This window comes from Desulfocurvus sp. DL1XJH-121, assembly GCF_054819825.1.
The window spans coordinates 182,201-194,349 of record NZ_JBTVWW010000003.1 but is presented as its reverse complement, the minus strand read 5'-3'; the positions used below and the strand labels follow the sequence as shown (position 1 = coordinate 194,349).

Below are 12,149 nucleotides of genomic sequence, written 5' to 3'. Positions count from 1 at the left end.
GCCCAAAGGGGCGTCATGAACACCTGTCGCGGAAATGTCATCTGATTGCGGCCCGCCAAGGGGAGAAACGGCCCTTGGGCCGCTGGATTGTTTGTTGCTTCGCCGTTGGCGCAGGCCGTTCCAAAATAGTGAGATGCAAGGCGCAAGAAAAATGCAGGACCGACGCGTACTCCCCGTACGCGAGGTTTTGCATTTTTCGCAGCAACGAAGCAGATCGCTGTTTTGGGGCGGCCTGCGCGCTAGAGCATTGGCCAGGAATCCTCCCACCACTCGGGAAAGGTCTGCCGGGTGAACACACCCTGGCCGAAGTCCAGGGTGTGGTCGAAGGTCCAGAGGTCGTGGGTTTCCAGCTGGATGAGCTTCACCGCGTCCTTGCCCGTGGTCAGCACGTGGGAAGCGTTGACCCGCGCGGCCTCGCTGGCGATGAAGTCCCAGTCCTGCTGCTTGTAGGCGTAATGGTCGTCGAAGCGCATGTGCAGCTCCGGGGGGCGGCCCAGCAGGGCCTCGGCCGTGGCCGAGACCTGCTCGGGTTCGCCCACGCCCGAAACCAGCAGGTAGGGCTCGTCCCCGAACCCGCGCGCGTGGGAGACCCGGTCCAGGCGCATCAATTTCCTGGGCGCGAAGGTGAAGGGGAACACCGGGGTCCGGAAGCGGTTCAGGTACTCTTTGATGAGCGGCGTCAGGGCCTGGAATTCGTCGTGCGGCGCCTTGATGAGAAAGGCCGAGGCGCGGGACAGGGCCTCCTCGCCCTCCCGCCACGGGCCGGCCGGGATGACGCGGTCCCAGTCGTCCGTGAGGTCCTGGGGGCGGAGCAGCACCAGGTCCAGGCTGCGGCGGATCCCCAGGTGCTGGAACCCGTCGTCCATGATGTACAGGTCCGGGTGGTGCTTGGCGAAGAGCCATTTTGCGGCCCGGGTCCGGTTCGGGTCCACGGCCACCAGGGCCTCGGGGCAGGAGCGCGCCAAAAGGAGCGGCTCGTCCCCGGCCTGGGCCGGGGTGGAGTCCTCGCTGACCAGAAAGGGCAGCTCCGGGGGCGCGGCGCGGTAGCCGCGCGTGAGCACCGCCGGGGTCAGCCCCCGGTTCAGGGCCCATTGCATCAGCCACTGGGTCAGCGGGGTTTTGCCCGTGCCGCCCCAGCAGATGTTGCCCACGCTGACGCAGGGCTTTTCAGGATTGTGGGAGAGGAGCGCGCCGCTTTCGTACCATTGGCGGCGCAGGCGCATGAGCCCAGCATACAGCCGGCCGGGCACGTGCAGCAGGGGATGCAGGCGGCGCTGGAGTCCGGAAAGGTCTGCCATGGCGTCGTCCGGGAGCGGCCTTTGGCCGCCCCCCGGAAATTGCCCCTTAGTCCCTGGCCGAGCCGAACAGGCGCAGCAGCATCAGGAACAGGTTGATGAAGTCAAGGTACAGGGTCAGGGCGCCCAGGATGGTGCCGCGCCTGACCGCCGTGGCGTCGTCGGCCGGGGCGGTCTCGCCCATGACCCGCAGCTTCTGGGTGTCGTAGGCCGTGAGCCCGGTGAAGATGATCACGCCGAGCACGGAGATGACCCAGTCCAGCTGGCTGGAACCCACGAAGATGTTGACCACGCTGGCGATGACGATGCCGATGAGGCCCATGAACAGGAAGCTGCCCATGCCCGTCAGGTCCTTCTTGGTGGTCATGCCGTAGATCGTCATGGCCCCGAACATGCCCGCCGCCGTGGCGAAGGCCATGAACACGGACTGGCCCGTGTACACGATGAGCACCGTGGACAGGGACAGGCCCATGAGGGCACTGTAGGCCAGGAACATGCCCGTGGCCATGCCGGCGGACATGCGGCTGATGCCGGCGGACAGGGCGATGACCAAGCCCAGCGGCGCCAGGATCACGATCCAGGCCATCATCTGGTTGCCGAAGATGGCGTTGAGCACCGCCGGGCTGGAGGCCGTGAAGAAGGCCACCGCCGCGGTCAGCGCCAGGCCCAGGGTCATCCACTGGTAGACCCCGCGCATGAAGGCGTTCAAGGCCTCGGTGCGGGCCCGGGGCATGCTTACTGTCTGGAAACGGGACATTGTATCCTCCAAATATGCATTGGTTTCTGGTCGAGTTGAAGCAATCAATAATACCGATATGCCTCCCTGGCAAGGGCGGCCAGTGAGGCTGTGCCGCGCCAACGGCGCGCCGGGCGGGGAAAAGGGGAGGGCCGGCTACTGCTCCTTGAGGTTCACCACCAGATCCTGGAGGTTGCCCGCCAGCCGGGAGAGGCCGGTCACCGCGCGGCTGGATTCGTCCATGGCTCGGGAGGTCTCCTCGGCGATGGCGTTGACCTCGTCGGCACCGCGGCTGATCTCCTCCGTGGCCGAGGACTGCTCCTCGCTGGCCGTGGCGATGGCCCGCACCTGATCCGCCGTGGTCTCCACGATGCCCACGATGGTGGCCAGGGAGTTGCCGGAACCCTCGGCCAGACGGGCGCTTTTCTCCACCAGTGCGGCCGCGTCGGTCATGCCCTGGATGCTCTGGCGCGTGCCTTCCTGGATGCTGGACACGGCCGTGCCCACCTCCTGGGTGGCCTGCATGGTCTTTTCGGCCAGCTTGCGCACCTCGTCGGCCACCACGGCGAAACCCCGGCCCGCGTCGCCCGCGCGGGCGGCCTCGATGGCCGCGTTGAGCGCCAGGAGGTTGGTCTGGTCGGCGATGTCCGTGATCACGTCCATGATCCTCCCGATGCCCTCGGCCTGCTTGCCCAGCGCGGCCAGGTCCCGCTCCATGCGCATGGTCCTCTCGTGCACCTGGCTCACGGCCGCGATCATTTCCCGGACCCGCTCGGCACCCTGGTTGGCCTCGTCCCTGGCGTTGTCCGCGCTCTCCGCGGCCTGGGAGGCGTTGCGCGCCACTTCCAGCACCGAGGCGTTCATCTGTTCGATGGCCGTGGCCGTCTCGCCGGTGCGTTCGCGCTGCACGGCCGTGCCCCGGTTGGACTGTTCCACCTGGGCGGCCAGCTCCTCGGAGGCCGAGGAAACCTGGGCCACGATGTCCTCCAGCTGCCTCGCCGCGTCGAGCATGCCCTGGCGCTTGGCCTGCTCGGCCTCGGCCTTGGCGCGTTCGGCCTCGGCCACGGCCTGCTCCGCCCGGGCCGTCTGCCTGTGGGCCTCGTCGGTCTGGGCCTTGGCGTCGTCCAGGGCCGCGAACAGGCTTTGGACCATGGTCTTCATGGCCAGGTGCAGGTCCAGGATCTCGCCCTTGAACCGGGAATCGTCGGGGACGTCGTCGTAGTCGCCCGCGGCCACGGCCCGGGCTCCGGCCACCATGGCGTATATGGGTTTGGCGATGCCGCTGGCCAGGAACCAGCCCAGCAGGATCAGGGCCAGGGCCAGGCCCGCGGCCAGGAGGAGCAGGGTGCTCATAGTGTGCGTGGCGCCCTCGAAGACCTCGGCCTTGTCGATGACGAAAGCCATGCGCCAGCCCGTGGCGGGCGAGACGAGCACGGTGACCAGCTTCTCCACGCCGTCCATGGTCACCTCGCCGTGGCCCCGCATGGCCGCCAGGGCGTCCACGCCGGGGTTGCCGGTCTGGCCCAGGCGTTTGAAGTTGAGCTTCTTGTGCCCGGGGGCCGCGAGCAGGGTGCCGTCGGCCTCGGCCAGCATCACGTAGCCCGATTTGCCGAGCTGCATGCTGTCCGTGAGCTTTGTCAGGGTGGAGAGGTTGATATCCACGCCCGCGATGCCCGCGAACTTGCCTTGGCGGTCGTTGACCTTGGCCGCCACGCTGGCCACGGCCTCGCCCGAGGTGGACATGTAGGACTTGGTCAGGTGCGTGTCGCCCCGGGCTGCCTTGGCCTGCTGGTACCAGGGGCGCTTTCTGGGATCATAGCCCGCGGGCAGGGGATCGGCCGGGGACTGGGCGAAGCCGCCGTCCTCGGTGCCGAGGTACACGCAGGCGTAGTCCGGATGGGTGGTCAGCACCCGCTCCAGGTCCTGGATCACGCCGCGTTCGAAAGGCGCGGCGGCCTCGGCGGTCACGATGCCGGGCTCCGTGGTGGCCATGTATTTGGTGATGTTGCCCTTGGCGTTCACTATCTTGGGCAGCCGCGTGAGCATCAGCGCGTTTTCCTGCGCGTCTTCGATGAAGCGCACGACGTAGCGGTCGACCATTTCCAGCTGTTTTTGCGAGGAGGCGGTGAAGTCTTCGCGCTCCATGGCGCGCATCTGCTGGGAGACCAGCGCGATGATCAGGCCCAGGGCCAGGACCACGGGCAGGATGATGCTCAGAATGAGTTTCAGGCGCAAAGACATGAGACCTCCTTGGGTTGGATATGGCGGGCGCGCCGCTTCGGCCGGTCCGGGCTGTTGCGTCCGTGCGGACGAAAGAGGCGTCTTCATAGCCCGCCTCGCGTCGGGAAACGTGTCTGGTGTCGGGGCGATTGGGTGGAGATTTCGTGACGAGACACCGGCCCGGACGCTTCCTTCCGCTGGCGCGTTCCGCCTGGGGCGGAACGCGCCAGCGGAATTCGGCCGCAAAGCGCGAAGAAGACAGGGGATGCAAAAGACAGTGATTTGTCAATAAAAATAGGAAGAGAGAAGAAAAGGGCGTGCGCGGGAAAGGCCGGGTCCGGGGTCAGCCCCGGCGGCCGTCCAGGGCGTCGCGCACCGGGGCGGCGTCCTCCCAGGCTGTCTCGGTCCAGGGGAGGACCGTGTCCTTGGTGGGCAGGACGTTGACCACGCGGCTCTCGTCCCCGGAGCGCACCACCACGTCCACCTCGCCCCCGGCGCGGCGGGCGCGCGGGCAGAAGGAGGCGGTGAAGGCCGCCGCGTCGGCCACGGCCTCGGCGGACCAGGGGCCCGCGAACTGGCGGCCCAGGGCCAGGGGGCCGGGGAAATCCTTGACGTCGAAGACCAGGTCGCCGGGGGCCACGCGTTCGGCCAGGCGCTGGTTGCTGCCCTGGTCGCGGCCGATGGCCAGCCAGTGGGTCCCGGCCCAGTACTGGCGGCCCAGGTTGGCCAGGTGGAAGTCCTCGGGCCCGGGTTCGGGCATGCGTTCCAGCACCGGGGCGTAGCGCCGGGCCGAGGCGGGCTCGGCCAGCAGGCAGCCGCCCGCCGGGGTGGGGATTTCGCTGATGCCCAGGGTCCGGGCCAGCTCCAGCTGGGCCGTGCGGCCGCGGCCCCAGAAATCGTGCAGGCGCTCGCGGTCCACCCGCCCGGATTCCTCCATGGGCGTGGGTTCCATGCGCTTGGCGCACAGCGGGCGGAGCAGGATGCCCTTGGTGCCGGACTCGTTGCGCACGCTGTTCATGGCGTCGGGGCGCTGGCTCATGGGCCGCTGGCCCACCACCTCGCCGGTGACGATGAAAGTCGCGCCGTAGCGCGGCATCAGCTCCCGGGCGCGGGTGAGCAGCAGGATCTTGCAGTCCACGCAGGGGTTGAAGTACTTGCCGAACCCGAATTTCGGCCCCCCGCGCATCATGCGCACGAAGTCCCGGCCCACGTCCACGGCCTCGACGTCCAGGCCGTAGGTCCGGCTCCAGTGCGCGACCTTGTCCGCGTCGCCGAAGAACGGGGACGTGAAGTGCAGGCACTTGACGGCCAGGCCCAAGTCCTGGATGGTGCGCGCCGCCAGGATGGAGTCCAGCCCGGCCGAAAACAGGGCCAGGGCGTCATAGGTCTTGCTGTGGCTCATGGGCAGAGGCATATATAGGGCCTCGCGCACTCTGGCAAGGGCTGAGGCGCGCCTCGCCCTGCCCGGCAAAAGCCCGGCCTCGGCCCGGCTAAGGCCTGTCAAGCGCGGTTGCCCGGCGGCCCGGGTTCTGCTATGTCGAATCGTCTTTGGCCCGGAATACCTTTTAAGGAGTATAGATATGGCACGCCGTCCCCAGAAGAGCCCCGAGGACCTTCGCAGCGAAGCCCTGGATACGGCGCTCGTGACCATCGAGCGCAAGTACGGCCAAGGGTCCGTGATGAAGCTTTCCGACGACGCCCACGTCCAGATTCCGTGCATCCCCACGGGGTCCATCGCCCTGGATCTGGCGCTGGGCATCGGCGGCATCCCGCGCGGCAGGGTCAGCGAGATCTACGGCCCGGAATCCTCGGGCAAGACCACCCTGGCCCTGCACGTCATCGCCCAGGCCCAGAAGCAGGGTGGCACGGCGGCCTTCATCGACGCGGAGCACGCCCTGGACGTGAACTACGCGCGCCGTCTGGGCGTGAAGACCGACGAGCTGCTCATTTCCCAGCCCGACTATGGCGAGCAGGCCCTGGACATCGCGAGCCTGCTGGTGCGTTCCGGCGCCGTGGACGTCATCGTCATCGACTCCGTGGCCGCCCTCATCCCCCAGGCCGAGCTCGAGGGCGACATGGGCGAGACCCAGGTGGGCGGGCAGGCGCGCCTCATGTCCCACGCCCTGCGCAAACTCACCGGCACCATCCACAAGTCGCGCACCGCCGTGATCTTCATCAACCAGATCCGCATGAAGATCGGCATGACGGGCTACGGCAACCCCGAGACCACCACCGGCGGCAACGCCCTGAAGTTCTACTCCTCCGTGCGCCTGGACATCCGGCGCATCCAGACCCTGAAGGACAAGGAGGAGGCCTACGGCATCCGGGCCCGCGTGCGCACGGTGAAGAACAAGGTGGCCCCGCCCTTCCGCGAGGCCCAGTTCGACGTGCTCTACGGCACGGGCATCTCCCGCGAGGGCGAGCTCATCGACATGGGCGTGGACGCGGGCGTCGTGGACAAGTCCGGGGCTTGGTATTCCTTCGGCGACGAGCGCCTGGGCCAGGGCAAGGAGAACGTCCGCGCCATGCTGGCCGAGAACGAGGACCTGCGCCAGGCCATCGAGGACAAGGTCCTGGAGCACCTGGGCATGACCGGGAGCACCGGCTCCTCGGGCGCCTACGACCTCGACGATTTCGAGTCCGCCCCGGATCAGGACTAGCGTATTTGAACCCCAACGCCCCGGCCGGGGCCTCCCGGCCGGGTTGCGCGCCCCATCACCGTCGCGAGCGCATTTCTCCCAAGGAGCACCCCCATCGTGTTGACCGCTGCTGAAATCCGCACACAATTCCTCGAATATTACGCGGACAAGGGCCATACCGTCGTGCCCTCCTCCCCGCTCATCCCGCGCGACGACCCGTCGCTGTTGTTCACCAACGCGGGCATGGTCCAGTTCAAGAAGACCTTCCTGGGCCAGGAGAAGCGCGACTACGTGCGCGCCACCACCAGCCAGAAATGCCTGCGCGTGGGCGGCAAGCACAACGACCTGGAGAACGTGGGCCGCACGGCGCGCCACCACACCTTCTTCGAGATGCTGGGCAACTTCTCCTTCGGCGACTACTTCAAGGAAGACGCCATCCGCTTCGCCTGGGAGTTCATCACCGAGCGCCTGCGCCTGCCCAAGGAAAAGTTGTACGTGACCATCTACCGCGACGACGACGAGGCCTTCGACCTCTGGCAGAAGGTCACGGGCATCGAGGCCGAGCGCATCTACCGCCTGGGCGAGAAGGACAACTTCTGGTCCATGGGCGACACCGGCCCCTGCGGCCCCTGCTCCGAGATCCACATCGACCAGGGCGAGCACATGAAGTGCGGCCCGGACTGCGGCATCGGCAAGTGCGACTGCGACCGCTTCCTGGAGATCTGGAACCTGGTGTTCATGCAGTACAACCAGGACGAAAGCGGGGCGCGCACGCCCCTGCCGCGCCCGTCCATCGACACGGGCATGGGCCTGGAGCGCATCGCCGCCGTCTGCCAGGGCGTGTATTCCAACTTCGACACGGACCTCTTCCAGGCCATCATCGGCTACATCGCCGAGCTGGCGGGCGTGAAGTACAAGGAGGACGGCGAGGACGCGGACACGGCCCTTCGGGTCATCGCGGACCACGGCCGGTCCATCGCCTTCATGATCGCCGACGGCATCCTGCCCTCCAACGAGGGCCGGGGCTACGTGCTGCGCCGCCTCATCCGCCGGGCCCTGCGCTTCGGCAAGCTCATCGGCCGGGACGAGCCCTTCCTCTGGAAGGTGGCGCTGAAGGTGGTCGAGGTCATGGGCGGCCACTACCCCGAGCTCACCGAGAACCAGGACTTCATGACCGATGTGGTGCGCGGCGAGGAGGAACGCTTCGCCAAGACCCTGGACAAGGGCCTGGCGTCCCTGGAGGACGAGCTCGCGCGCATGCGCGGGGCCGGCGAGACCGTGGTCTCGGGCGACTTCGCCTTCACCCAGTACGACACCTACGGCTTCCCCCTGGACATCATCAGCGACGTGGCCGAGAAGCAGGGCTTTTCCGTGGACGAGCCCGGGTTCATGGAACGCATGCGCGAGCAGAAGACCCGCGCCAAGGCCGCCTGGAAGGGCGGCGAGCAGACCCTGGCCACCCGCTTCCAGGCGCTCCTGGAGGAGGGCCTGCGCACGGAATTCACGGGCTACGACGAGCTTTCCTGCGACTCGCGCATCGTGGCGCTCCTCGGCGAAGAGGCCGAACCCGTGGAGCGCATCGCCGAGGGCGGCAAGGGCTATCTGGTCACCGGCGCCACCAGCTTCTACGGCGAGTCCGGCGGCCAGATGGGCGACCAGGGCCTGGCCGTCTCCCCCTCGGGCGAGGCCCGGGTCACGGATACCCTGAAGCCCGCTCCCGGCCTGGTGGTGCACGCCGTGACCGGGACCAGGGGCGAAATCCTGCCCGACCAGGAAGTCCACCTCGCGGTGGACGAGGACCTGCGCCGGGCCACCGAGCGCAACCACACCACCACCCACCTTTTGCACGCGGCCCTGCGCAATGTCCTGGGCGACCACGTCAAGCAGGCCGGTTCCCTGGTGGGGCCGGACAGGCTGCGTTTCGACTTCCAGCACATCGCCGCCCTGACCCATGAGGAGCGCGCGGCCGTGGAGCGCGAGGTCAACGCCGCCGTGCTGGCGGACGTGCCGCTGGCCATCGCCGAGATGTCCCACGACGAGGCCGTTGCCAAGGGGGCCATGGCCCTGTTCGGCGAGAAGTACGGCGACGTGGTGCGCGTGGTGGAGGTTCCGGGCGTGTCCATCGAGCTGTGCGGCGGCGCGCACCTGAAATCCACGGGCCAGGCCGGTCCGTTCCTGATCCTTTCCGAGTCCGGCGTGGCCGCGGGCGTGCGGCGCATCGAGGGCGCCACGGGCTGGAACGCGCTGGCCCATTTCCAGGGGCTGCGCCAGAGCGCGGAGCAGGCCGCCGAGGTGCTCAAGGGCAGCCCGGACGAGCTGCCCGAGCGCGTGAACGCCTTGCAGAAAGAGGTCAAGAAGCTCAAGAAGGACATCGAGAAGGTCGGGGCCCAGGCCGCCTCGGGCGCGGGCGGCGGCGACATCATGGACGGCGTGGCCGAGATCGGCGGGATCAAGGTCCTGGCCGCCCAGGTCAACGCCCCGAACATGGGCGCCCTGCGCAACCTGATGGACGACGTGCGCTCCAAGCTGCCCTCGGGCGTGGCCTGCCTGGCCGCCGACGCAGAAGGCAAGGCCTGCATCGCCATCTACGTGTCCAAGGATCTGCACGGCCGCTTCACCGCCCCGGCGCTCATCAAGCCCGTGGCCGCCGAGGTGGGCGGCTCCGGCGGCGGCAGGCCGGACATGGCCCAGGCCGGAGGCACCGACCCCTCGGGGATCAAGGCCGCTCTGGACAAACTCAGGGAACTCTTGGCCTGACGGGTTTCCCCACGACGGATTCACACGGCCGCGCCCTCCGGGGCGCGGCCGTTTTCGTTTTCCGGATGGCGGGGCGGCCCGGCTTGGTGTAGCCTAAGGCGGACTTCTGTAGAGGGGGACGAGCCATGAAACGAGCGCTTTGCATCCTTGCCGTGCTGCTGGGGCTGGCCGCCCCGGCCCGGGCCCAATCCATCGACGCCATGTGGGGGCAGGTCGAGCCTCCCGCCGCGCCGGAGCTGCAGGAGATCGTCGCGGACCCCGCGACCACCGCGTTGCTCATCCTGGACATCGAGGAATTGACCTGCAACGCCGAACGGCGGCCCCGCTGCCTGGACACGGTGCCGCGCATCGCGGACCTGGCCCGGCGGGCGCGCAAGGCCGGCCTGCCCGTGGTCTACAGCCTGACGCCCAGGCGGACGCCCATCCTGGCCCCGGTGTTGCCCCAGGAGGGGGAGCCCGTGGTGGCCTCCAGCGTGGACAAGTTCTGGAAGACGGACCTGGAGGGCATCCTGCGCGCCAGGGGCGTGACCACGGTCATCGTCACGGGCACTGCGGCCCACGGGGCCGTGCTGCACACGGCCACGGCCGCCGGGTTCAGGGGCTTCAAGGTGCTCCTACCCGTGGACTGCCTGTCCGCCGCGGACCCGTACGTGGAGCAGGCCTCGGTGCATCTGCTGCTCACGGGCCCGGGCACGCGCAGGGGCATCACCCTCACGCACAGCGACCTGATCCGCATGCCCTGAGCGTCCTGTTAGGCGGGAATCGGTGGGAGCGCTGAACGGCGCTACAACATGCCGTGAAAAATGGAAGACGGCATGGACTTCGAGCCTATGCCGCCTTTTTTGGGCGCCTTGTGTCGTGAAGAGCTGCTTATTTTACCACGAAGTCATGTCCATGAATGTGCTTGTCGCCATTGTTCTTTGTCTGGCAACAAGATTCCTGGTGGGATGTGTGTCCGCCTGACGGCCGCAGGATCAGGGCCAGGAGCAGCACGGAGCAGGCCATGCTGAACCAGGTCACCGCCTCCTGGTCCGCGCCCAGGACCCAGGCCGTGACGTCCAGGCCCAGGGCCGCGTAGAGCCGGTTCACCAGCCAGCCCAGGCCCAGTGAGCACAGGGCGATGGCGGCCACGTAAATGGCCGTGGCGCGTTTGCCCAGGATGCGCGAGGCCACGGCCACGGTGGCCGCGTTGGTGGCGGGCCCGGCCAGCAGGAAGACCAGGGCCGCGCCCGGGGACAGGCCCTTGAGGGCCATGGTGGCGGCGATGGGCGTGGAGGAGGTGGCGCAGATGTACAGGGGGATGCCCGCCAGGAGCATCACGCCCAGGGAGGCCCATTCGTTGCCCAGCCAGACGTGGAAGAAGTCGTCGGGCACGAAGGCCGACACGGCCCCGGCCAGGATCAGGCCCAGGATCAGCCACCTGCCGATGTCCTGGAGCATGTCGCCGAAGGCGTGCTCCAGGCCGCCGCGCAGGCGCGCGCCCAGGGATGGCGCTGCGGGAGCCGAATCGCAGGAGCAATTCCCACCGCAACACGATTGAACGGGTTGATTAAGTTCCTCGTTCCCACTTTTGTCCTTATCCGCCCAGAGATTGATGGCCGCTCCGGCCGCCATGGCCGTGATGAAGGCCGCCACGGGCCGCACCACGGTCATCACCGGGTCCAGGAGCGCCCAGGTAACGGCCATGGAGTCCGCGCCCGTCTCCGGGGTGGAGATCATGAACGCGGCCGTGGCCCCCTTGCCCGCTCCCTGCCGCCGCAGTCCGGCTGCGGCGGGCACCACGCCGCAGGAGCACAGCGGAATGGGCACGCCCAGGGCCGAGGCCTTGAGCACCGACCCCATGCCCGGTTTACCCAAGTGTTTTGCTATGAAATCGTCGGGCACCAGGGCCTTGATGAGCCCGGCCACCAGGAAGCCCAGGAGCACCCAGGGCGCCGCCTCGTTGAGCAGAATCCAGGTCTGCAGCAGGAAATCAGTGATGTATGTCATTTTGGTCCTTGTCCGGTTTCGTTATTCGAGGGCATGTTCCAGGCCCTGGGCCAGGAGGCTGCGCACGTGGTCGTCGTCCAGGGTGTAGAAGGCCATCTTGCCCTGGCGGCGGTAGCGCACCAGACGCGAGGCCCGCAGCAGCCGCAGCTGGTGGGACACGGCCGAGGAGCTCATGCCCGTGACCGACGCCAGGTCGCAGACGCACAACTCCTCCAGGCCCAGGGCGTAGAGGATGCGCGCCCGCGTGGGGTCGGCCAGGGCCTTGAATATCTCCGCCAGCCTGATGATGGCCTCCTCGCCGGGCATCTGCGCGTTGACCCGCTCCAGGGCCTCGGGATGCAAGCCGTGGATTTCGCACGTGTCGTCGGCCATGTTCGCTCCGGTTAATTGATTTCAGTTGAACAATTGCTCATATGTTTATTTGAAGCTATGCCCGAGCGGCCCCGGAGTCAAGCGCTTGGGGGACGATTTTTGCCTGCGGGAGCGGGCCCCGCGCGGCGGGGTGGTCAGCGG

The 12,149-nt window shown here is 68.0% G+C and carries 9 protein-coding genes; 3 read left to right on the top strand and 6 right to left on the bottom strand.

Features of this window, described 5'->3' with window-relative positions; all coding sequences use genetic code 11:
- Positions 1-239: 239 nt before the first annotated feature.
- The 4 genes from lpxK to ACYYG1_RS03745 all read right to left on the bottom strand — a co-directional run bounded on the left by lpxK (position 240) and on the right by ACYYG1_RS03745 (position 5,665).
- Complete coding sequence (lpxK, locus tag ACYYG1_RS03760; RefSeq protein ID WP_461208939.1) at positions 240-1,298, bottom strand: tetraacyldisaccharide 4'-kinase; 1,059 nt, start codon at positions 1,296-1,298, stop codon at positions 240-242.
- Between the two features lie 46 nt (positions 1,299-1,344).
- Positions 1,345-2,052: a Bax inhibitor-1/YccA family protein gene (locus ACYYG1_RS03755; RefSeq protein WP_461208938.1), complete on the bottom strand. Its 708-nt coding sequence runs from the start codon at positions 2,050-2,052 to the stop codon at positions 1,345-1,347.
- A 135-nt stretch (positions 2,053-2,187) separates the two neighbouring features.
- Positions 2,188-4,272, bottom strand: coding sequence for a methyl-accepting chemotaxis protein (locus tag ACYYG1_RS03750; protein WP_461208937.1), 2,085 nt, complete (start codon positions 4,270-4,272; stop codon positions 2,188-2,190).
- Positions 4,273-4,594: 322 nt separating this feature from the next.
- Positions 4,595-5,665: an adenine nucleotide alpha hydrolase family protein gene (locus tag ACYYG1_RS03745; protein ID WP_461208936.1), complete on the bottom strand. Its 1,071-nt coding sequence runs from the start codon at positions 5,663-5,665 to the stop codon at positions 4,595-4,597.
- 166 nt (positions 5,666-5,831) lie between these two features.
- Here ACYYG1_RS03745 and recA point away from each other — a divergent pair, with 166 nt between their 5' ends.
- The 3 genes from recA (at position 5,832) to ACYYG1_RS03730 (ending at position 10,390) form a co-directional block, all read left to right on the top strand.
- Positions 5,832-6,911 (top strand): recombinase RecA, encoded by a 1,080-nt coding sequence (recA, locus tag ACYYG1_RS03740; protein ID WP_461208935.1) that lies wholly within the window; start codon positions 5,832-5,834, stop codon positions 6,909-6,911.
- A gap of 96 nt (positions 6,912-7,007) precedes the next feature.
- Positions 7,008-9,647, top strand: a complete 2,640-nt coding sequence (gene alaS / locus ACYYG1_RS03735) for an alanine--tRNA ligase (RefSeq protein ID WP_461208934.1) — start codon at positions 7,008-7,010, stop codon at positions 9,645-9,647.
- A 125-nt stretch (positions 9,648-9,772) separates the two neighbouring features.
- Positions 9,773-10,390, top strand: coding sequence for a cysteine hydrolase family protein (locus ACYYG1_RS03730; RefSeq protein WP_461208933.1), 618 nt, complete (start codon positions 9,773-9,775; stop codon positions 10,388-10,390).
- A 127-nt stretch (positions 10,391-10,517) separates the two neighbouring features.
- On the opposite strand, the gene ACYYG1_RS03725 is transcribed toward ACYYG1_RS03730, so the two are convergent.
- Both ACYYG1_RS03725 and ACYYG1_RS03720 read right to left on the bottom strand, forming a co-directional pair.
- The gene (locus ACYYG1_RS03725) at positions 10,518-11,636 is read right to left on the bottom strand and encodes an SO_0444 family Cu/Zn efflux transporter (RefSeq protein WP_461208932.1); all 1,119 of its coding nucleotides are present in this window, start codon (positions 11,634-11,636) and stop codon (positions 10,518-10,520) included.
- A gap of 21 nt (positions 11,637-11,657) precedes the next feature.
- A complete protein-coding gene (locus ACYYG1_RS03720; protein ID WP_461208931.1) occupies positions 11,658-12,008 on the bottom strand; it encodes an ArsR/SmtB family transcription factor in 351 nt (116 codons plus the stop codon).
- Positions 12,009-12,149: the final 141 nt, after the last annotated feature.